Annotated in this window: 23 protein-coding genes and 1 riboswitch; of the genes, 8 read left to right on the top strand and 15 right to left on the bottom strand. The window is 73.9% G+C overall.

Annotated elements, in window-relative coordinates; translation table 11 throughout:
* Positions 1-46: 46 nt before the first annotated feature.
* From A6A27_RS15410 to A6A27_RS15400, 3 genes are read left to right on the top strand one after another with little or no spacing between them, the layout of a single operon-like run.
* Positions 47-967 carry an ABC transporter ATP-binding protein gene (locus A6A27_RS15410; protein WP_241825273.1) on the top strand — a complete coding sequence of 307 codons (921 nt, stop codon included), beginning with the start codon at positions 47-49 and terminating at the stop codon, positions 965-967.
* Positions 964-1806, top strand: a complete 843-nt coding sequence (locus A6A27_RS15405; protein ID WP_083672624.1) for an ABC transporter permease — start codon at positions 964-966, stop codon at positions 1804-1806. Before A6A27_RS15410 ends, A6A27_RS15405 begins: the two co-directional genes overlap by 4 nt.
* A gap of 22 nt (positions 1807-1828) precedes the next feature.
* Complete coding sequence (locus A6A27_RS15400) at positions 1829-2062, top strand: hypothetical protein (protein WP_073835298.1); 234 nt, start codon at positions 1829-1831, stop codon at positions 2060-2062.
* Between the two features lie 127 nt (positions 2063-2189).
* Here the strand turns inward: A6A27_RS15400 and pheT are convergent, their stop codons facing one another.
* The 10 genes from pheT to A6A27_RS15350 all read right to left on the bottom strand — a co-directional run bounded on the left by pheT (position 2190) and on the right by A6A27_RS15350 (position 11356).
* Positions 2190-4772 carry a phenylalanine--tRNA ligase subunit beta gene (gene pheT / locus A6A27_RS15395; RefSeq protein ID WP_073835297.1) on the bottom strand — a complete coding sequence of 861 codons (2583 nt, stop codon included), beginning with the start codon at positions 4770-4772 and terminating at the stop codon, positions 2190-2192.
* 37 nt (positions 4773-4809) lie between these two features.
* Positions 4810-5889, bottom strand: a complete 1080-nt coding sequence (gene pheS, locus A6A27_RS15390; RefSeq protein WP_073835296.1) for a phenylalanine--tRNA ligase subunit alpha — start codon at positions 5887-5889, stop codon at positions 4810-4812.
* A 170-nt stretch (positions 5890-6059) separates the two neighbouring features.
* The gene (locus tag A6A27_RS15385) at positions 6060-6944 is read right to left on the bottom strand and encodes a TrmH family RNA methyltransferase (protein ID WP_073835295.1); all 885 of its coding nucleotides are present in this window, start codon (positions 6942-6944) and stop codon (positions 6060-6062) included.
* Positions 6945-6976: 32 nt separating this feature from the next.
* Positions 6977-7369 carry a 50S ribosomal protein L20 gene (gene rplT / locus A6A27_RS15380; RefSeq protein ID WP_030335718.1) on the bottom strand — a complete coding sequence of 131 codons (393 nt, stop codon included), beginning with the start codon at positions 7367-7369 and terminating at the stop codon, positions 6977-6979.
* Between the two features lie 32 nt (positions 7370-7401).
* On the bottom strand, positions 7402-7596 hold the full coding sequence (rpmI, locus tag A6A27_RS15375; protein ID WP_073835294.1) for a 50S ribosomal protein L35: 195 nt from the start codon (positions 7594-7596) through the stop codon (positions 7402-7404).
* Positions 7597-7615: 19 nt separating this feature from the next.
* The gene (infC, locus tag A6A27_RS15370) at positions 7616-8251 is read right to left on the bottom strand and encodes a translation initiation factor IF-3 (RefSeq protein WP_073835293.1); all 636 of its coding nucleotides are present in this window, start codon (positions 8249-8251) and stop codon (positions 7616-7618) included.
* A 453-nt stretch (positions 8252-8704) separates the two neighbouring features.
* The gene (locus tag A6A27_RS15365; protein ID WP_073835292.1) at positions 8705-9169 is read right to left on the bottom strand and encodes a PH domain-containing protein; all 465 of its coding nucleotides are present in this window, start codon (positions 9167-9169) and stop codon (positions 8705-8707) included.
* Positions 9170-9242: 73 nt separating this feature from the next.
* Entirely contained in the window at positions 9243-10214 is a 972-nt protein-coding gene (locus A6A27_RS15360) for a DMT family transporter (RefSeq protein ID WP_241825272.1), read from the bottom strand.
* The gene (hisG, locus tag A6A27_RS15355; protein WP_073835290.1) at positions 10202-11047 is read right to left on the bottom strand and encodes an ATP phosphoribosyltransferase; all 846 of its coding nucleotides are present in this window, start codon (positions 11045-11047) and stop codon (positions 10202-10204) included. The genes A6A27_RS15360 and hisG overlap by 13 nt, the downstream gene beginning before the upstream one ends.
* A 45-nt stretch (positions 11048-11092) precedes the next feature.
* Positions 11093-11356 (bottom strand): phosphoribosyl-ATP diphosphatase, encoded by a 264-nt coding sequence (locus A6A27_RS15350; RefSeq protein WP_036375234.1) that lies wholly within the window; start codon positions 11354-11356, stop codon positions 11093-11095.
* A 157-nt stretch (positions 11357-11513) separates the two neighbouring features.
* Between A6A27_RS15350 and A6A27_RS15345 the strand changes: the two genes are divergently transcribed.
* The 5 genes from A6A27_RS15345 (at position 11514) to A6A27_RS15325 (ending at position 16086) form a co-directional block, all read left to right on the top strand.
* Positions 11514-12389, top strand: coding sequence for an ABC transporter substrate-binding protein (locus A6A27_RS15345; RefSeq protein ID WP_073835289.1), 876 nt, complete (start codon positions 11514-11516; stop codon positions 12387-12389).
* Positions 12386-13231, top strand: a complete 846-nt coding sequence (locus A6A27_RS15340; RefSeq protein ID WP_073835288.1) for an amino acid ABC transporter permease — start codon at positions 12386-12388, stop codon at positions 13229-13231. The genes A6A27_RS15345 and A6A27_RS15340 overlap by 4 nt, the downstream gene beginning before the upstream one ends.
* Before the next feature lies 1 nt (position 13232).
* Positions 13233-13976 carry an amino acid ABC transporter ATP-binding protein gene (locus A6A27_RS15335; RefSeq protein ID WP_073835287.1) on the top strand — a complete coding sequence of 248 codons (744 nt, stop codon included), beginning with the start codon at positions 13233-13235 and terminating at the stop codon, positions 13974-13976.
* A 119-nt stretch (positions 13977-14095) separates the two neighbouring features.
* A complete protein-coding gene (locus A6A27_RS15330; protein WP_073835286.1) occupies positions 14096-14755 on the top strand; it encodes a winged helix-turn-helix domain-containing protein in 660 nt (219 codons plus the stop codon).
* On the top strand, positions 14752-16086 hold the full coding sequence (locus A6A27_RS15325; protein WP_073835285.1) for an MFS transporter: 1335 nt from the start codon (positions 14752-14754) through the stop codon (positions 16084-16086). The genes A6A27_RS15330 and A6A27_RS15325 overlap by 4 nt, the downstream gene beginning before the upstream one ends.
* A gap of 107 nt (positions 16087-16193) precedes the next feature.
* Here A6A27_RS15325 and ribH read toward each other — a convergent pair whose 3' ends face one another.
* Genes ribH through ribD form a run of 5 tightly spaced genes read right to left on the bottom strand, consistent with a single transcriptional unit; the run spans position 16194 to position 20333 of the window.
* Positions 16194-16694 (bottom strand): 6,7-dimethyl-8-ribityllumazine synthase, encoded by a 501-nt coding sequence (gene ribH, locus A6A27_RS15320; protein WP_073835284.1) that lies wholly within the window; start codon positions 16692-16694, stop codon positions 16194-16196.
* A gap of 2 nt (positions 16695-16696) precedes the next feature.
* Positions 16697-17962, bottom strand: a complete 1266-nt coding sequence (locus A6A27_RS15315; protein WP_073835283.1) for a bifunctional 3,4-dihydroxy-2-butanone-4-phosphate synthase/GTP cyclohydrolase II — start codon at positions 17960-17962, stop codon at positions 16697-16699.
* The gene (gene pnuC / locus A6A27_RS15310; protein ID WP_073835282.1) at positions 17959-18654 is read right to left on the bottom strand and encodes a nicotinamide riboside transporter PnuC; all 696 of its coding nucleotides are present in this window, start codon (positions 18652-18654) and stop codon (positions 17959-17961) included. The genes A6A27_RS15315 and pnuC overlap by 4 nt, the downstream gene beginning before the upstream one ends.
* Entirely contained in the window at positions 18654-19271 is a 618-nt protein-coding gene (locus tag A6A27_RS15305; protein ID WP_073835281.1) for a riboflavin synthase, read from the bottom strand. The genes pnuC and A6A27_RS15305 overlap by 1 nt, the downstream gene beginning before the upstream one ends.
* Positions 19272-20333, bottom strand: coding sequence for a bifunctional diaminohydroxyphosphoribosylaminopyrimidine deaminase/5-amino-6-(5-phosphoribosylamino)uracil reductase RibD (gene ribD / locus A6A27_RS15300; RefSeq protein ID WP_073835280.1), 1062 nt, complete (start codon positions 20331-20333; stop codon positions 19272-19274).
* A 166-nt stretch (positions 20334-20499) separates the two neighbouring features.
* A riboswitch (FMN riboswitch) is annotated at positions 20500-20671 on the bottom strand.
* Positions 20672-20674: the final 3 nt, after the last annotated feature.

Genomic DNA, 20674 nt, shown 5'->3' with positions numbered 1-20674 from the left:
CGGTGCCACGTTGAGAAATGACCGTTTTGCCATTGAAGTTCATGAGGTGACCAAGCGTTATCCCGGCGGGGTCACCGCGGTCGACGGCCTTGACCTGCTGGTGCGCGAGGGCGAGGTCCTCGGCTTCCTTGGCCCCAACGGGGCCGGCAAGACCACCACGATGCGCATGCTGGTCGGGCTCGTCCGGCCGACCAGCGGTTCGATCCGGGTCCTCGGCCGATCGCCCGGCACGCCGGAGCAGCTGGCCAAGGTGGGTGCGCTCATCGAGTCGCCGGCCTTCTACCCTCACCTGTCCGGCCGGGACAACCTGCGGCTGGCCGCCCGGTACGCGGGCGTCCCGGACACCGCCGCCGACCGGGTGCTGGCCGAGGTCGGGCTGACCGAGCGGGCGGGCTCGAAGTTCCGGACCTACTCCCTCGGCATGAAGCAGCGCCTCGGCGTGGCCGCGGCCCTGCTCAAGGAACCGAGCCTGCTGATCCTGGATGAGCCCACCAACGGCCTCGACCCGGGCGGGGTGACCGACATCCGCGAGCTGCTCCGGGCGCTCGGCCGGGGCGGGCGCACCGTGCTGCTGTCCAGCCACGTCCTCGGCGAGGTGGAGCAGATCTGCGACCGCATCGTGGTCATCGACCGCGGCCGGCTGATCGCCGACGGCACGCCCGACGAGCTGCGCGGAACGCTGGGCCAGGCGGTGCTGCTGATCGACGCCGACCCGATCGACGAGGCGGCGGCGTGCCTGCGCGCACACGACCGGGTCCGGGCGGTGGACCCGGTCGACGGGCAACTTCGGGTCACCACGGACCCGGAGCTCGCCGCGGCCCTCAACCGGCGGCTGGTCGAGGCCGGCATCGACGTACGGGAACTGCGCCCGCTGCGCCACTCGCTGGAGGAAGCCTTCCTGGAACTGACCGCGCCCGAGCGGCACGCCCGCCAGGAACAGACGATCACGACGGGAGGCACCCGATGATGGCCTCGGTGCGGGCGGCCTGGTTCGCCGACCGGAAGCGGCCGGCGGTCTGGACGGTCACCGCGACCTGGGCGGCCCTCGCGCTCGCCTTCGGCATCGGTGTGCCGTACCTCGTGCACCTGGCGCTGGCCGGTGACCCGAAGGAGACGGACGCCGCCGAGTCCCTGCTGGCCACCGTCCTGCCGGGGCAGCTCGTGCCCACCGGGATCGGGCTGTTCCCGCTCTTCGGCGGCGCCATCGTGGTCATCCTCGGCGCGCTGGTGGTGGGCAACGAGTACCGCTGGGGGACGTGGAACCTCCTCTTCACCCAGCGACCCCGGCGCGCGCAGGTGATGGCCGGGCACGCCGTCGTCCTGTGCGGCCTGACCCTGCTGATCGCCGTGCTCACCTTCGGCTTGCTGGCGGTGACCACCGGGTCGCTGGCGGCCGCCGAGGGACGGGCCGCCGACTGGCCGACCGTCGCCGATCTCGCCGGCGCGGTGGCAGCTGCCTGGTTGATCTGCACCGCCCACGCCAGCGTGGGCTGGTTTCTGGCGATCGCGTTCCGCAGCGCCACCACCGCCATCGCGGTCGGTCTGATCTGGACGCTGGTCCTGGAGAACGCGATCAGCGGACTCGCCCTCGTGCTGAGCCCGCTGACGGCGGTGCAGAAGATGCTGCTGGCACCGAGCTCCGGCGCGCTGGCCGGCGCGCTGGGTGCGCGGTCGCAGTTCGACGGGGGCACCCCCGGCGTGATCGAGTCCGCCGGCGCGCTGGTGCCGGCCGTGGTGTTGCTGGGTTACGTGCTGGTGATGTTCGGCCTGGGCAGCTGGCTGGCGGCGCGCCGGGACATCGGTTGACCGGGCGGGAGAGAATGCCGAGATGGACTTCCTGCTCGCCTTCGCGGTGACCGGCCTGGCGGCCTCCGGCGGCTGGATCGCCTGGGCCGCCGTCCGGAGCTGGTCCCGCATCCGCGACCGCCGGCACGAGTTGCGGCTGGCCCGCGCCCGGGCGGCGGCCGACGTCCGCCGGGCCGAGCTGGCCGCGCAGGTTCGCGAGATCGAACTCGCCAACGAGACCTACCAGGACTTCGTCCGCCGCCACCCCGAGCACTGAGCGACCGCACGCCCGGCCCAGGGCCGCTGTCAAAGCCCCTGGCCGGTCGACGATATTGACACCGGCCCTCGGTGGTGGCCGACGCGTTCGCGTCGGCCACCACCGGCGATCGGACGAGCGGCCCCGGTCAGGCGCCGCGGAGCGTGGCGCCGAAGCGGCGCGCCGCCTCGGCCACCGCCGCGTCCCGGGTGGCCACCGCCTCCTCGACGGTGAGCGTCCGGTCCGGGGCCCGGAACGTCAGCTTGTACGCCAGCGACTTGCGGCCCGCGCCGAGCTGCTCGGAGGCGTACACGTCGAACAGCCGGACGCCCTCCAGCAGCTCGCCGGCCCCCTCGACGAGAGCCCGCTCGACCTCGGCCGCCGGCACCGAGTCGTCCACCACCAGCGCCACGTCGATCAGCGCGGGCGGGAAGGTGGAGATGGCCGGGCCGGCCACCATCGGCGCCGGAGGCAGCGCGTCCAGGTCCAGCTCCATGGCGCAGGTGCGGCGGGGCAGCTCCAGCGCCGCCACCACGGCCGGGTGCAGCTCACCGGCGTGCCCGACGACGGTGTCGTCCACCAGCAGCTCGGCACAGCGGCCGGGGTGCCAGGGGGCGTACTCGGCGGACCGGACGGTGACCCGGTCGGCCGGGATGCCGGCGGCGTCGAGGACGGCCCGGCCGGCCGCCACGGCGTCCGCCCAGCCTGCCGCCCGGCCCGGGCCCCACCAGCCGGCCGGCTCGAGCTCGCCGGTGAGCGCCACGGCGACGTGCTGCGGCTGGTCCGGCACCACCGCGTCGGCGGCGGCGAACTCCTCGTCCGTGGGGCGCCGGTCCACGCCCATGGCCGGCGGGGTGCCGGCGCCGGGGCGCGGGTGGAACACCGTGCCGATCTCGTAGATCGCCAGGTCGCGCAGGCCCCGGCTCACGTTGCGCTTGAGGATGCCGAGCAGCGGGCCGAGCAGCGTGGTACGCAGCAGCGGCTGCTCCTCGGACAGCGGGTTCGCCACCCGCACCGCCCGGCGGCGCGGGTCGTCGGCGGGCAGGCCGAGCTGGTCGGCGAGTTCTCCGGCGACGAACGGGTGGGCGAGCACCTCCACGTACCCGCGCTCGGCGAGCGACCGGGCGACCGCCCGGCGGCGCTGCTGCGGCCAGGTGAGACCACGGCCGGGCGGCGCGGTGGGCAGCACCGACGGCACCCGGTCGTACCCGTCGAGGCGGACCACCTCCTCGACCAGGTCGGCCGGGTCGGTGAGGTCGGGCCGCCAGCTCGGCGGGGTCACCGTGAGCACCTCGGCCCGCCCGGCGGCGGCCACCCCGACCTCGCCCGGGTCCTCACCGAGCCGGTCGCCACCTCGGGTGACCGTGCAGCCGACCTGCTCCAGCAGCTCGACCACCCGCTCCGGCGGGTACGCCACCCCGACCCGCCGCGACGCCAGGTCCGCCGGCAGGGTGACCGGGGTACGCGGCCGGACGTGGTCGATGTCCAGGATCTCCGCACCGACCGTGCCGCCCGCGTGCTCGGTGAGCAGCCGTACCGCCTGCTCCAGCGCGACCAGCGGCAGGGCCGGGTCGACGCCCCGCTCCCAGCGCTTCGCCGCCTCGCTGAACAGCTTGTGCCGGCGGGCGGTGCGGCCGACCATCGCCGGGTCCCAGTGCGCCGCCTCGAACAGCACGTCGCTGGTGGTGGCGACCACCTCGCTGGTCTCGCCACCCATCACGGCGGCGAGCGAGATCGGGACGCCGGAGCCCTCGCCCGCGAGGGCGTTGGGCAGCCCAGCGTCGCAGATCACCATGTCCTCGGCGGACAGGGTGCGGTCGACCCCGTCCAGGGTGGTCAGCTTCTCCCCCGGCTCGGCCCGGCGGACCACCAGCGGGCCGCGGATCCGGTCGGCGTCGAAGGCGTGCATCGGCTGGCCGAGTTCGAGCATCAGGTAGTTGGTGATGTCGACCGGCAGCGAGATGCTGCGGATGCCGGCGACGGTGAGCCGCTGCTGCATCCAGCCGGGCGTCTGCGCGGTCGGGTCGACGCCGCGGACCATCCGGGCCGCGAACCGGTCACAGCCGACGGTGTCCCGCACCTCGACCGGGTACGCCGGCGCGGCGGTGGCGCCGGGCGCCGGGACGTCGGCCGGGTCGCGGAACGGCACCCCGAGGGCGTGCGACAGCTCCCGGGCGATGCCCCGCACACTCAGCGCGTACCCGCGGTCGGGGGTGATCTCCATCTCGACCACGACGTCGTCGAGGCCGACCACCGGGCGGGCGTCGTCGCCGGGCTTGGCCGGGGTGTCCTCGGGCAGCACGATGATGCCCGAGTGGTCGTCGCCCAGGCCCAGCTCCTTCGCGGAGCAGATCATGCCGTTGGAGTTGCGCCCGTACGTCTTGCGCGCGCCGATGGCGAAGTTGCCGGGCAGCACGCCGCCGGGGAGGATCACCACCACCCGGTCGCCGGGGGCGAAGTTACGCGCCCCGCAGACGATCTCCTGCGGCTCGCCGGTGCCGTTGGCGGCACCGACGTCCACCTTGCAGAACCGGATCGGCTTCTTGAAGCCGGTCAACTCCTCGATCTCCAGGACCTCACCGACCACCAGCGGGCCGGTGACGGTCTCCCGCAGGTCCACGACGGACTCGACCTCGATACCCAGGTCGACCAGCGCCTGCTCCAGGTCGCCGGCGGGCAGGTCGGCGGGGAGGTCGACGTACTCCCGCAGCCAACTGACAGAAACTCGCATGACTGTTAACCACCGTCTCCGTAGCTCGTGGCGCCGATCAGGCCCCGAACGCGCGGGTGAACCGCACGTCGCCCTCGGCCATGTCCCGCATGTCGCTGACCCCGTGCCGGACCATCACGGTCCGGTCGATGCCCATGCCGAAGGCGAATCCGGAGTAGACCTCCGGGTCGATGCCGCAGGCGCGCAGCACCCGCGGGTTGACCATGCCGCAGCCGCCCCACTCGACCCACTGCGGCCCGTCCCGGTGCTCCGGGAACCAGACGTCGAACTCGGCCGACGGCTCGGTGAACGGGAAGTAGTGCGGCCGCCAGCGGGTCTTCGCGCCCTCGCCGAACATCGCCCGGGCGAAGTGGTCCAGCGTGCCGCGCAGGTGCGCCATGGTGATGCCCTTGTCCACCACCAGGCCCTCGACCTGGTGGAAGACCGGCGCGTGGGTGGCGTCCAACTCGTCGGTGCGGTAGACCCGGCCGGGCACGACCACGTAGATCGGCGGCTTGCGGGTGAGCATGGTGCGCGCCTGCACCGGCGAGGTGTGGGTACGCAACACCAGGCCGGACGCCGCGCCGGCTGACCCGTCCTGCGGGGCGATGTGGAAGGTGTCCATCAGGCCACGGGCCGGGTGGTCGGCCGGGATGTTGAGCGCGTCGAAGTTGGTCCACTCCAGCTCGACCTCGGGGCCTTCGGCGATCTCGTAGCCCATCCCGATGAACAGGTCGCTGATCTGCTCCATCAGTACGGTCAGCGGGTGGCGGGCGCCACGCGGCCGGCGGTCGTAGGGCAGGGTCACGTCGACCCGCTCCTCGACCAGCACCCGCTCGGCCTGCTCGCGCTCCAGCGTCTCCTGCCGGGCCGCGTACGCGGTCTCGATGGCGCGGCGGGCCTCGTTGACCCGCTTGCCGGCGTCGGCCTTGGCGGCCGGCGGCAGCGCGCCGATCTCCCGGCGGGCGAGCGAGACCGGAGCCCGGTCGCCGAGGTGCGCGGGGCGCAGCGCGTGCAGCGCGTCCGGGTCGGTGGCGGTGGCGAACGCCTTCTCGGCCTCGGCCACGGCCTCGGCCAGGGCGTCCGGGTCGAGCAGGGCGACCTGCTTCGGGTCGTACGGATCGTTGCGGTAGCTCATGGCGTACGGGCACTCCCTCACGGCGGCGCCGGCCCTCACGGGCGGCTAGGCGAGTCTACGGACGCGCGGCTTCGCCGCAGCCCGCCGGTGGGAGGTATGCAGGAGGAAGGGTCACGCCCGCCGCCCGCCGACACCGGCGGGCTGGCTAAACGAACGCCGTGGCGCGTTCATCATCCGGACGACTCCCCTGCTGTGTGACCGCGCGGACCCGACGGTCGGCGCAGTGCTCTGGCTGAAGCGTACAGGCAGATTGCCGCGGCCGCAGCCAGGTTCAGGCTCTCGGCACGCCCGTGCAGCGGCACCCGGACCCGGGCGTCGGCCGCCTCGGTCAGCTCCCGGGGCAGGCCATGGGCCTCGGACCCGAAGAGCCAGGCGGTGGGCGTGGCGAGCCGGCCGGCATCGGCCAGGTCGTCGAGGTCGGTGTCGCCGTACCCGGTGGTAGCCAGCACGGTGCGGCCGGCGGCGCGCAGCGCATCGACCACCGCGACCGGGTCGGGGGCGCGCACCACGTCGACGTGGAAGAGGCTGCCGGCGGAGGCCCGCACGCACTTGCCGTTGTACGGGTCGACCGCGTCCCCGGCGAAGACCACCGCGCCCGCGCCGGCGGCGTCGGCGGTGCGCAGCACGGTGCCGGCGTTGCCCGGGTCGCGGATCTCGGCGAGCACCGCGACCAGGCGCGGCCCGCGTGCCAGGGCCTTCTCGAGCGGTACGTCGAGGTGCCGGCAGACGGCGACCAACCCCTGCGGGGCGACGGTCTCCGCGAGCGCCGCGAGGGCCTCCTCGGTGACCTCGGACACGGGCACGTCGGCCTGGGCGGCCTCGGCGGCGAGGTCGGCGTACCGGTCGAGGGCGGCCGGCGTGCCGAACAGCTCGACGACGGTGCCGGCGCGGCCCAGGGCCTCCCGGACGGCCTGCGGACCCTCGGCGAGGAACCGGCCGGTGGCCTCGCGGTCCCGGCGGCGCTGGAGCCGGCGGGCGGCGACGATCCGGGGGGTACGCGGGGTGAACGGGCCGGGAACAGCGTCGAGGCGCCTCCCGCGCGACGGTGACTGCATGGGAGACGCCTCGATCTGCTGGTGCGGGTGGGTCAGGCGGCCTGGGCCGCGGCGCCACCGGTGCCCTCGGCCGCCACGGCGGCGCGGGCGAGCTCGACGATCGCGGCGAACGCCGCGGCGTCGTTGACGGCCAGGTCGGCCAGGATCTTGCGGTCGACCTCGATGCCGGCCAGGCGCAGGCCCTGGATCAGCCGGTTGTAGGTCATGCCGTTGGCCCGGGCGCCAGCGTTGATCCGCTGGATCCAGAGCTGCCGGAAGTCGCCCTTGCGGTCGCGGCGGTCCCGGTAGGCGTACTGCATCGAGTGCAGCACCTGCTCCTTGGCCTTGCGGTAGAGGCGGGAGCGCTGACCGCGGTAGCCGCTCGCGGTCTCGAGCAGGGTACGACGCTTCTTCTGGGCGTTCACAGCCCGCTTGACGCGTGCCATCTCAACTCCTTCTTCGGTTCAGGTGGCGCGCGTCAGCGGCCGAGCAGCTTCTTGATTCGCTTCACGTCGGCCTTGGCCAGCTCGACGGTGCCGGTCAGCCGGCGGGTCTGGGTGGAGGCCTTCTTCTCCAGGTTGTGGCGGAGGCCGGCCTGCTGGGCAACGATCTTGCCCTTGCCGGTCACCTTGACCCGCTTGCCCATACCCGTGTGGCTCTTCATCTTCGGCATGTGGAACGTCTCTCCCCTGTTACTGGCCGCTGGTGTCAGCGGTCGTGCCGGTCTCACCGGCTGCTGCGGTCTCGCCAGCCTCCGGAGCGACGGATTCCTCCGCGGCCCGCTCCCGGGGCGCCCCGCCCCGGGAGGCCGTCGCGGCGACCGCGGCGGCCTTGGTGGCGCGGTGCGGCGCGAGCACCATGATCATGTTGCGGCCGTCCTGCTTCGGCGCGGCCTCGACGTACCCCAGCTCCGAGATCTCGGACTCGAGCCGGCGCAGGAGCCGGTAACCCAGCTCCGGGCGGCTCTGTTCGCGACCGCGGAACATGATCGTCACCTTGACCTTGTCGCCGGCCTTGAGGAACCGCACCACGTGACCCTTCTTGGTCTCGTAGTCGTGCGGGTCGATCTTCGGCCGGAGCTTCATCTCCTTGATGACGGTCTGCTGCTGGTTACGCCGCGCTTCGCGCGCCTTCAGTGCGCTCTCGTACTTGAACTTGCCGAAGTCCATGAGCTTGCACACCGGCGGGCGCGCCATCGGCGCAACCTCGACCAGGTCCAGGTCGACGTCCGCGGCCAGCTGAAGGGCGCGCTCCAGCGGGACGATGCCCACCTGCTCACCTTCAGGGCCGACCAGTCGGACCTCACGTGCCCGGATCTGCTCGTTCACGCGTGGTTCGACGCTGATGGGGCCTCCTCGAGTCGAGTCTTTCTGCATGTGTGCCGACTCCGCGGGCTCCCGGGCGGGAGCCGACCCGGAAAGCAGAGGGCCCCGGCACATGCCAGGGCCCGCTCGACCGGTCGGCACGATCACATGATCGCGCATCCGGCGCCGGGACGTACCCGGAACCGGTGACCGGACCCGGCCGCCGCGTGGCGACACGGGTGGGAGCAGGCGCTCCGCTTCAGGACCACCCACACGTCAGCGACGGGGGCAGTCTGGTCGACTCAGCAACACTACACCCCCGGCCCACCCGTCCCCAAACCAGCCCCACCCGCGCCTCGCCGGGTGACCAGGCCACTCATCCCTGGAAAGGGTGCCCACTCCGGGGCGGATGCCCACTCTTTCCGCGAATCTGCGGTCTTCGACCGGGAACGGCCTGGGCGGGTAAGGGCGGCGGGGTCAGCGGGAGGCGTTGGCGAGGGTGGCCAGGTGGGCCTGGTGCAGGCGACGCAGGGCCCGCACCCCCTCGACCGCGCGCTCCTTGTCGGCGGCCTGCAGGGCCACCATCGGCAGCAGGTCGTCGTCGTGCAGCTCCAGGCTGGCCCAGGGGGCACCCCGGTCGAAGCGGACCCCGCGGACGACCTCCCAGGGCAGCTCGTACGAGCCGATCACGTTGCGCACCCGGATGCCCTTGGCGTCGGCCACCACCCGGGGGCGGGTGAACAAAAGGGCGCCCAGGGCGCCGAGGACGCCCAGCCCGATCATGGCGAACTGGTCGCCCCGCTGGAACGTGCCGTAACCCTCGCCGGTGGCCCCGGTCAGGGAGGTAGCCACCAGGCTGAACACCACCACCAGGGTGGCCGCCGAGGCCCAGCAGACCAGCCGGATCCGACGCGGCCGCACGGTCACCACCGAATCGCTCACGCCGCCGCCTCGCTTCGCTTCGCGGCGCGAGGCGCCACGCTGCTGAGCCTGATGGTTCGCTCGCTCCACTCGCTCACCCGACCAGTCTGCCATCCGGCTCGGACGCGGGGTCCGCTGCCACACGGGTCGGTGTCCGCCGGCGTACGCCGGCCAGCAGCACCGCCACGGCGGTGAGCCCCGCGCCGGCCAGCACCGGCAGCCGCGCGCCCGCCCCGCCGGGCAGCGCCACGTCCAGCAGCAGGGCACCGCCGAGCTGCCCGGCGACCAGTGCCAGGCCGGTCCGCAGCACCCCGGCCGCCCGGACGCCGACCAGCAGGGCGAGCACGATGCCGACCCCGAGCAGGCCGCCGATGTAGAGCCACCACTGCCCCGGCCAGGCCGGTCGGATGGCGAACGCCCCGACCACGGCCGCGACCGCCAGGATCACCGGGGTGCTCACGGCGAAGTTGACCGCCAGCCCGGCGGCGGTGCTGCTGGCGGCGGAGACCCGGCCGTTGAGCGCGGACTGCAGGGCGACCGCCAGACCGCCGGCGACCGCGAGCAGGACCAGCCCGACCGCCAGGTCGCCGACCGGGCGGCCGAGCTGGGCCAGGGCCACCGCGCCGACGCCGAGCAGTGCCCCGGCGACCCGGGGCACAGTGAGCGGCAGCCGCCCCGCCGGGGACACCCCGGCCCGGTCCACGGCCAGCCCGCCCAGGCTGCCGCCGGCGACCTGGGCGATCGTGAACACGGCCACCCCCAGCACCGGCACCACGTACGTGCCGATCACCACGATCGCCGCGCCACCGAGCCCGCCCAGGTAGGCCCACCAGGGCAGGCCGCCGCGCCGCAGCACGGCCAGCCCGGCCCGCATCGACGGGACGGCGAACAGCCCCACCAGGACCAGCAGGCAGCCGCCGAGGTTGTTGACCACCGCGCCGAGCACCGGGTTGCCGGCCCGCTCCCCCAGCTCGGAGTTGACCACGCCCTGCGCCGCCGAGGCCATCCCACCGAGGACGACCACGCCCAGGGCGGCCGGCGCGGGCAGCGCCCTCACAGCCGGCACGCGTGGATGTTGGTGACCAGGATGGCCCGCGCGCCCAGCTCGTACAGCTCGTCCATGATCCGGTGCACGTCGTCGCGCTGGACCATCGCCTGCACGGCCACCCAGCCTTCGCGGTGCAGCGGGGAGACGGTCGGCGACTCGATGCCGGGAGTCAGCGTGCTGGCCCGGTCGAGCAGGCCGGCCGGCACGTCGTAGGCGAGCATCACGTAGCGCCGGGCGACCAGCACGCCGTGCAGCCGGCGCAGCAGCTGGTCGGCCTGGGCGCAGCCGGGGGCGCCGGCCCGGCGGACCAGCACCGCCGAGGAACGCAGCAGCGGCTCGCCGAAGACCACGAGGCCCGCCTGGCGCAGCGTGGCGCCGGTCTCCACCACGTCGGCGACCACGTCGGCGACGCCGAGGCGGATGGCGTTCTCCACCGCGCCGTCCAGGCGGATCACCTCGGCCTTGACGCCCAGCTCAGCCAGGTGCCGTTCGACCAGCCCGGGGTACGCGGTGGCGATCCGGTGCCCGCCGAGCTGCTGGACGGAGTCCACGTCGTCGGGGCGGGCGGCGAAGCGGAAGGTGGCCCGGCCGAAGTTCAGGTCGACGACCTCCTCGGCCGGCGCGCCGGAGTCGACCAGCAGGTCCCGCCCGGTGATGCCGACGTCCAGATCACCGGAGCCGACGTAGGTGGCGATGTCCTTGGGGCGGAGGTAGAAGAACTCGAGGTCGTTGGGCTCGTCCCGGCAGACCAGGTCCTTCGGGTCGGTGCGCTGGCGGTAGCCCGCCTCGCGCAGCATCTGGGCGGCCGACTCGGCCAGGGCGCCCTTGTTGGGTACGGCGACACGCAGCATGACGGAGTGCTCCTTCGATCGATGAGATGATCAGCGGACGGGCACTCACAGATGTCGGTAGACGTCCTTGAGCTCGAGACCGGTGGCGAGCATCAGCACCTGGGCCTGGTAGAGCAGCTGGGAGATCTCCTCGGCGGCCCGCTCCGGCCCCTCGTGCTCGGCGGCCATCCACGACTCGGCCGCCTCCTCGACCACCTTCTTGCCGATGAAGTGCACCCCCTTCTCGAGCGCGGCGACCGTGCCCGAGCCCGGGGTGCCGGCGGCGGCCTTGGCCTGCAGCTCGGCGAACAACTCCTCGAACGTCTTCACGGAAGGCGATTCTTCCAGTTCACCGGCCGGGCCGCGTGCGGCGGGTCGGGCCGGGCCCACCGGCCGGGACGGCGCGCGGACCGGTGTGACGGAATTCCCTACCACCACGGTGGGACACGCTTCGGCCCCGAACACGCCTGGCTCTACGCTGTCCGCCATGGCCAGCAGCTCACGGATCGTCGCGCTCACCCTCGCCGCCGCCACCGCCGTCGCGGTGGCCGGCTGCGCCCCGCAGGACGACGGGAAAACCACCACCGCCAGCCCCACCGGCGCGGCCGCGGCGTCCTGCGCCAAGGACAGCCTGCCGACGCGGACCCCGGGCAAACTCACCATCGCCACTGACGAGCCGGCGTACGAGCCGTGGTTCCGCGAGAACAAGCCGGAGAACGGCGAGGGCTTCGAGGCCGCCGTCGCGTACGCGGTGGCGGAGCAGCTCGGGTACGCCCGCGAGGACGTCACCTGGACGCGGGTCAAGTTCGACGCCGCCATCGCTCCCGGCGCGAAGAGCTTCGACTTCGACGTCAACCAGTTCTCCATCACCGAGGAGCGCAAGCGGGCGGTCGACTTCTCCGCGCCCTACTATCGGGTGCGGCAGACCGTGATCGCGCTCAAGTCCTCGAAGATCGCCGGAGCGAAGACCCTGGCCGACCTCAAGGACGCCACCCTCGGCGCCCAGGTCGGCACCACCAGCTACCAGGCGATCACCGGCGTGATCAAGCCGGCCCCGAAGCCGCAGGTCTACAACAGCAACGACGACGCCAAGAAGGCCCTGCAGAACGGCCAGCTCGACGGGCTCGTGGTGGACCTGCCGACCGCCTTCTACATCACCGGGGCGGAACTCACCGACGCCACCATCGTCGGTCAGCTACCGCAGGTCGGCGCACCCGAGGCGTTCGGGCTGCTGCTGGACAAGAACTCCCAGCTCACCCCGTGCCTCGACGCGGCCGTCGGCAAGCTCGACGAGGCGGGCACGCTCAAGCAGCTGGAGCAGAAGTGGCTCGCCCAGGTGGCCGGAGCGACCGAGCTGACGTGAGCCTGCTCGAACACACCCCCTCCGCCGCCCAGCTGAGGCGGACCGCGTACCGGCGGCGGCAGACCGTGCGCAGCGTGCTGGTCGCCGCCTCCTCGACGGCGGCACTCGGCACGCTGCTGGTCCTCGCGGTCACCGGCGCGCCCGGGTGGGACCGGGTCCGCGAGTCGTTCCTGGACCCCTCGATCGCCCGGGACGCCCTGCCGGCGGTGCTCGCCGGGTTGTGGCTCAACGTCCGGCTGCTGGTCTGCTGCGCCGCCGGCGCGCTGCTGCTCGGGCTGCTGATCGCGCTCCTGCGGACGCTGCGCGGCCCGGTCTTCTTCCCGGTGCGGGCGCTCGCGGCCGGCTACACATACACCTTCCGCGGCCTGCCGCTGATCATCGTGTTGTACGTGCTCACTCTCGGCGTGCCCGGGCTGCGCCTGCAGGGCATGCCGCCGGTGCTGGTGCTCGGCGGCCTCGCGCTGGTGCTCACCTACGGCGGCTACCTGGCGGAGGTGTTCCGGGCCGGCATCGAGTCGATCCACCCCAGCCAGCTCGCCGCCGCCCGGTCGCTCGGGCTGACCTACCGGCAGACCATGCGGCACGTGGTGCTGCCACAGGCCGTCCGCCGGGTCGCCCCGCCACTGCTCAACGACGTGGTGGCGTTGCAGAAGGACGTGGGCCTGGTCTCCCTGGCCGGGCCGATCGACGCGGTCCGCGCCGCCCAGATCGCCACCGCGGAGACCTTCAACTACACCCCCTACATCCTGGCCGGGGTGTTGTTCGTGCTGCTCGCCATCCCGCTGATCGCGGTCACCGACTGGGTGACGCTGCGCTCGGCCCGACGCCAGTCCGGAGGCTGAGATGCCGGTGCTGACCTGCCGTGGGCTGCGCAAGGAGTTCGGCGGCCACATGGTGCTCGACGGGCTCGACCTGACCGTCGACGAGCATCAGGTGGTGGCGCTGATCGGGGCGTCGGGGTCGGGCAAATCGACCCTGCTGCGCTGCGTCAACCTGCTGGAGGAGCTGGACGACGGGAGCATCGAGCTGGACGGGGAGGAGATCTCCGACCCCCGTGTCGACCCGGACCTGGTCCGCCGCCGGATCGGGATGGTCTTCCAGTCGTACAACCTCTTCCCGCACCTCACCGTGCTGGAGAACATCACCCTGGCGCCCCGGCGGGTGCACCGGCGGGCGCGGGCCGAGGCCGACGCCCAGGCCCGGGAGCTGCTCGACCGGGTGGGGTTGGGCGCGAAGGCGGACGCCTACCCGGACCGGCTCTCCGGCGGGCAGCAGCAGCGGGTGGCGATCGTCCGGGCCCTGGCCAACTCGCCCAGGCTGATGCTGCTGGACGAGGTCACGTCCGCGCTGGACCCGGAACTGGTGGGCGAGGTGCTGACGATGATCCGCGACCTCAAGGCCGATGGGATGACCATGGTGCTGGCCACCCATGAGATGGGGTTCGCCCGCGAGGTCGCCGACCAGGTCTGCTTCCTCGACGGGGGCCGGGTGGTGGAGGCCGGGCCGCCGGCGCAGGTGCTCGGCGAGCCGACACAGCCGCGTACCCGGCAGTTCCTCAGCCGAATCATCGAGGCCGGCCGGCTCTGACGGCCGGGCGCGGCCGGGGCAGGTCCCCGTACCTCACGGTCGTCATGTCGGAAGTCAATCACGAACATCATGGAAACAGAGCTTTCGAAGGTCGCCTTTCGAAAGGGACGCTTCGACGCATGGCCGAGCAGCAGCCCCGCGAGATCACCGACGTCGACACCCTCCGCGCCCTGGCGCACCCGTTGCGACTGCGCATCCTCGACGCCGTCGGCCTGTACGGCCCGCTGACCGCGACCGAGGTGGCCGAACGGGTCGGCGAGAGCCCGGCGAACTGCTCCTGGCACCTGCGTCAGCTCGCCCGGTACGGCTTCGTCGCCGAGGCCGGCGGTGGCACCGGGCGGCAGCGACCGTGGCGGCTGGTCACCGACGGGCACCGGTGGGGCGAGGGCGAGGAGAGCCCGGAGCTGGCGCGGGCCGGCGACGCCGCCGCCCAGATCCTGCTCGACCTCGAATACCGCAAGCTCCGGGACTGGATGGCCGTCCGCCGGCAGCAGTCCCCCGCCTGGCGGGACGCCGGCTTCTTCAACCAGTTCATCGGCTGGTACACCGCCGACGAACTCGGCGAGCTGAAGGAGGAACTCCGGTCGCTGTTCGGGCGCCGTCTGGACCGGCTCACCGACCCGGCGGCCCGCCCGCCGGGTTCCCGGCCGGTGCGGCTGATGGCGTGGGGCGTACCCGAGGTCGACGGGCCGGTCGTCGGTGGCGCCGACGCCGGGAAGGACACGGAACACGGACCGGTCGTCGGCGACGCCGACGCGGAGCGGAACGGGGAACGATGAGACACCTGCTGCGCCGGCCGGACTTCCGGCTGTTCTTCATCGCGTTGACCGTCAGCATGGTCGCCGAGTCGGTCCTCCTCCTGGCCCTGGCCGTGTGGGTGAAGGAGCTGACCGGCTCCGACGGGCTGGCCGGCGCCACCTTCGTCGCGCTGACCGCGCCAATGGTGCTGGCCCCACTCGTCGGCTGGGTGGTCGACCGGGCGCCCCGCCGAACGCTCTTCGTGGCGCTCAACGTGGCCACCGCCGTGCTGCTGCTGCCGCTGCTGGCGGTCCACGACGACGGCCGGCTCTGGATCGTGTACGCGGTCGCCGCCGGCTACGGGCTTTCCTACATCGCGCTCGGCGCGACGATCACCGCGCTCGTGCAGGAGCTGGTCCCGGCCGCGCTGCTGCCCGACGCCAACGGCGCGTCCCAGACCGTCAAGCAGGGGCTGCGGCTGGCCGGTCCGCTGCTCGGTGCCGGCCTCTACGTGCTGCTCGGCGGACCGGCGCTGGCCGCCACCTGCGCGCTCGGCTTTGTGGTGGCCGGCGCGGTCGGGCTGGGGCTGCGCCGCGCCCCGGCTCCGGCAGCGGGCGCGGGTGACGGGTTCGGGACGGTGACCGGCGGCGACCCGGGCGCCGCGCCGACCGGGGCGGCGCCCCCGGGCGGAGCCGACGTCCTGGCCGCCGCCGGCGGGCGCGGTGCCCTGGTCGCCGGGGTCCGACACCTGATGGCCGAGCCCGCGCTGCGCCGGGCACTGGTGGCGGTGGTGGTCGCCACCATCGGGCTCGGGTTCGGGGAGACGCTGTGGTTCGCGTACGTCGACCAGGGCCTCGGCCGGGAGCCGGCCTTCCTGGGGGTGCTGGTCTCGCTCCAGGGGATCGGCGGGCTGGTCGGCGGCCTCGCCTCGGCGGCGCTGGTGCGCCGGATCGGGGAACTGGGCACCATGGCGCTCGGCGTGGCCGCGCTGGCCGCCGGCAGCCTGGCCCTGGTCCGGCCGGCCCTGGGGCTCGCCGTCACCGCCAGCGTGCTGATCGGGCTCGGGCTGCCGGCCGCGATGGTGGGCACGATGACGCTGATCCAGCGACGTACCCCCGGGGACCTGGTCGGCCGGGTCTCGGCCGCGCTGGACGCGCTGGCCAGCGGCCCACAGGCGGTGGCGATCGGGGCGGGCGCGCTCCTGGTCGGCCTGGTCGACTACCGGCTGCTGTACGGGGTGATCGGCGCGCTGCTGGTGGCCGCGGCCAGCTACCTGCTCACCGGCCGCCGCCTCACCCCGCCCGCCGCCACGCCGCAAGGGGCGACGCCCACGCCGGTCACCGTCGGCTCGCCGTCCGGGGCCGCGGGCTAGCTAGCTCCACTGCGGGTCGGCGAGATGGCGGTGCCCGGACGGCCTGGACACCGCCACCTCGGCGATTCCGCGCCGGCCACCTCGCGGCGGCCTGCGGGGCGGCGGCGTCAGCCGCCGAAGCCGACCCGGTGGCCGTTGGTGGCGTCGAGGCCGCGGATGGCCAGGGCGGCGTCCAACGCCGCGACCGTGGCCGCCCAGCCCTTGTCCTCCGCCGAGCCGGGCAGCCCGGCCCGATCCCGGGCCTGCTCGATGGTCTCCACGGTGAGCACCCCGTGCGCCACCGGCCTGCCCTCGTCGAGCGCGACCCGGGTCAGCCCCTCCGTCACCGACTTGCAGACGTAGTCGAAGTGCGCCGTGGCGCCCCGGACCACCACGCCGAGGGCGACCACCACGTCGTACCGGCGGGCCATCGCCTGGGCCACCACGGGCAGCTCCACCGATCCGGCCACCCGGGCCACCACGGCCCGCGCGCCGCACGCCTCGGCGGCGGCGACCGCCCGGTCGACCATGTGGTCGGTGAGGTCGCCGTGCCAGCGCGCGGCCACGATGCCGACGGTGAGCCCGGCCGCGTCCACCGAGGTGACGCCCGGTTCCCCGAAACCCGCCATGCCTACGCTCCGATCTCGTCACCGGCGACCGGGCGGCCCATCGGCGCCTCGGTCACCTCGTCCAGCCCCTCCAGGAGGTGGCCCATCCGGTCCCGCTTGGTCCGCAGGTAACGCACGTTCTCCGGGTTGGACCGCACGGGCAGCCCCTCGCGGCCGCTCACCGTGAGGCCGTACCCCTCCAGGCCGGCCCGCTTGGCCGGGTTGTTGGTCAGCAGCCGCATCGAGCGGACGCCGAGGTCGTAGAGGATCTGCGCGCCGGTCCCGTAATCTCGGGCATCGGCGGGCAACCCCAGCTCGAGGTTCGCGTCCACGGTGTCCCGGCCCTGGTCCTGGAGCTGGTACGCGCGCAGCTTGTGCAGCAGGCCGATGCCGCGCCCCTCGTGCCCGCGCACGTAGAGCACCACCCCGCGGCCCTCCTGGGCCACCCGGGCCAGGGCAGCCTGCAACTGCGGGCCGCAGTCGCAGCGCAGCGAGCCGAAGACGTCCCCGGTGAGGCACTCGGAGTGCACCCGGACCAGCACGTCCCGCCCGTCGCCGAGGTCGCCCATGACCAGCGCGACATGCTCGGCCGGGTCGTGCTCGCTGCGGTAGCCGTACGCCCGGAACACCCCGTACGGGGTGGGCATCCGCGCCACGGCAACCTGCTCTACCTGCTTCTCGGTACGCCGCCGGTGGGCGATCAGGTCGGCGATGGTGACCAGGGCCAGCCCGTGCTCGGCGCAGAACTTCTCCAGGTCGGGCAGGCGCATCATGGTGCCGTCGTCGTTGACCAGCTCGCACAGCACCCCGGCCGGGCGCAGCCCGGCGAGCCGGGTCAGGTCGACCGCCGCCTCGGTGTGCCCGGCCCGGCGCAGCACCCCGCCTTCGCGGGCCCGCAGCGGCACCACGTGCCCCGGACGGGCCAGGTCGGTCGGGTCGGTCGCCGCGTCGGCGAGCAGGCGGATGGTGTGCGACCGGTCGGCCGCGGAGATCCCCGTGCTGACCCCCTCCCGGGCGTCCACGGTCACCGTGTACGCGGTGCCCCGCCGGTCCTGGTTGGTGTGGTGCATGGGCGGCAGGTCCAGCCGGTCGCACTCGCTCTCGGTCAGCGGTACGCAGATGTAACCGGACGTGTAACGGACCATGAACGCGACCAGCTCCGGCGTGGCCAGCTCGGCCGCGAAGATCAGGTCGCCCTCGTTCTCCCGGTCCTCGTCGTCGACCACGACGACCGGCCGGCCGGCGGCGATGTCCGCCACCGCCTGCTCGATGCTCCCAAAGCTGGTCATGCGACGGCCTCCGAATACCTCGGCGGGATCGGGGTGCGGGCGGGCGGGGCGGCCCGGGAGGCGCGCCACCAGGCGGCCAGGCCGGCCACGCAGAACCCGCCGTAGACCAGGTACATGGCGGCCGACGGGTAGAAGCCGCCGCGCAGCAGCAGCGGTACGCCGACCGCGTCGACGGCGATCCAGACCAGCCAGAACTCCACCCAGCCGCGGGCCATGCCGTACGTGGCGAGCAGGCTGCCGACCAGGATCCAGGCGTCCGGCAGCGGCCCCCACGAGCCGAGCGCGGCCAGCACCGGGTACGCGGCTGCCGTGCCGACCAGCGCGGCGGCGAGCAGACCGAGCCGCTCCCGGCCGGTGGCCCAACGCGGGGCGACCGCCGGCTGCTCCCCGCCGCCGGCCCGGCGGTTGCGCGACCAGCGCCACCAGCCGTACAGGCTCACCGCGAAGAAGAAGACCTGCCGGCCGGCCTGGCCGTAGAGGTCGTGCGCCTGCGGCGTGACGAAGACCCCGCCGAGGAAGACGGTGAACAGCAGGGCGTTGCCGATCATGCCGATCGGCCAGGCCCATACCAGCCGGCGCAGCCCGAGCAGCGCCGAGGCGAGGCCGAAGACGTTGCCGACGATCTCCCGGACCAGCACCGGCGAACCGGCGACCTGGAGCTGCGCGTCGAGCAGCCAGCCGAGCGGGCCCATCAGCGGTCACCGCCCGGGCCGGGCGCGCCACCGGCGAGCAGCCGCTCGACGTACTTGGCCAGCACGTCCACCTCGAGGTTCACCGGGTCGCCAGGCCCCTTGGCGCCGAGCGTGGTGAGTTTGAGGGTGGTGGGGATCAGCCCGACCGCGAACCAGTCCTCACCGACGTCGGCGACGGTCAGCGAGACCCCGTCGACGGTGATCGAGCCCTTCTCCACCACGTACTGGGAGAGCGCGGCGGGGAGCCGGAAGCGGACCGTCTCCCACTGGGCGGCCGGCTCCCGGGAGACGATCTCGCCCACCCCGTCGACGTGCCCCTGCACCAGGTGTCCGCCGAGCCGGCTGCCGAGCGCGGCGGCCCGCTCCAGGTTGACCGGGTCGCCCGGGCGCAACGCGCCGAGCGCGGTGCGCCGCAGGGTCTCCCCCATCACGTCGGCGGTGAAGACGCCGCCGTCGACGTCGACCACGGTCAGACAGACGCCGTTGACGGCGATGGAGTCGCCGTGCCGGGCGTCCGAGGTGACCAGCGGGCCACGGATGGCGACCAGTGCGGAGTCGCCCCCGGTCTCGGTGGTCCGGACCACCTCACCCAGCTCCTCGACGATGCCGGTGAACATTCAGCCCTCCCTCTTTCGGGGCAGCGCGGTGATCCGCAGGTCGGGGCCGACCTGCGTAACGTCGGTGATCTCCAGATCGATGGCGTCGGCGATGGTCGTCACGCCCGCGTCGAGCAACGCGGTCGGCCCGGCGCCGAGCAGCTTCGGCGCGACGTACCCGACGACCTTGTCGACCAGGCCGGCGGCGAGGAACGCGCCGGCCAGCCGTGGACCGCCCTCCAGCAGGGCGGCCCGCACGCCGCGGTGGTGCAGCTCGGCGAGCAGCGCCGGCAGGTCGACCCGGCCGTCCGGGCCGGCCCCGACCTCCGCGGCGGTGGCGATCCAGGTCCGGGCGGCGCCGTCGCGGACCCGGGAGTCGGCCGGGGTACGCCCCGAGCTGTCCACCACCACGCGCAGCGGCTGCCGGATGGCGAGGGTGCCGTCGCGCAGGTTGCGGGCGGTGAGCCGGGGGTCGTCGGCGAGCACGGTGCCCACTCCGGCGATCACCGCGTCGACGGTGCCGCGCAGCGCGTGAACGTCGATCCGGGCCGCCTCGGAGGTGATCCACATGCTGGTGCCGTCGGCCGCCGCCGAGCGCCCGTCCAACGTGGCGGCGTACTTCCAGATCAGGTAGGGCCAGCCGCGGCGCATCGAGGTGAGCCAGGCGACGTTGCCGGCCTCGGCCTCCTCTGCGCGTACCCTCATCTCGACCTGGATCCCGGCGGCGCGCAGGCTGGCCGCGCCGCCGGAGGCGACCGGGTTGGGGTCCGGGACGGCGACCACCACCCGGGCGACCCCGGCGGCGATGAGCGCGTGGCTGCACGGGCCGGTGCGGCCGGTGTGGTCGCAGGGTTCCAGGGTGACCACGGCGGTGCCGCCGCGGGCCCGCGTGCCGGCCTGGGCGAGGGCGACGATCTCGGCGTGCGGGCCGCCCGCGTACGCGTGGAATCCCTCGCCGACGATCTCGCCGTCCGCGTCGAGGAGCACGCAGCCGACGACCGGGTTGGGGCTGGTGGTGCCGAGACCGCGGGCGGCCAGCACGATCGCACGACGCATCGCCTCGTCGACGGAGACGCTCGCCATCGCCTGCCCCTGCCCTCTCGCTCGCCGGTCGCGCGCGGGCGGGGCTGGGAGTCGGCACGGATGCCGCGGACAGGCGGCGGCGAGGATCCGGGGACGGCAGCGCCGACCCCGGGAAGCCCACGCGCCGGCTGAAGGTGTCAGCGGCCGGCAGGGGCCTCCCCGTCCCGCGCGCTGTCTCCCATCCGGACTGTCTGGGGGCGGACGAGCCGCGCCCCAACCGTCGGCCCCGGATTCTCACCAGGTCCACCGGGCGGCAGAGCCGTCCGGGTCGCGGGCTTACCACGGTCGGACCGTGGATCACCGCCGGTTCGGAATTTCACCGAGCCCCGCCAGCGCGTGGT

Origin of the sequence: Micromonospora sp. CB01531 (assembly GCF_001905095.1) — a bacterium.
In the GTDB taxonomy this organism is placed as follows: domain Bacteria; phylum Actinomycetota; class Actinomycetes; order Mycobacteriales; family Micromonosporaceae; genus Micromonospora.
The sequence above is the reverse complement of the archived record's forward strand: the minus strand, read 5'-3'. Positions and strand labels throughout refer to the sequence as shown.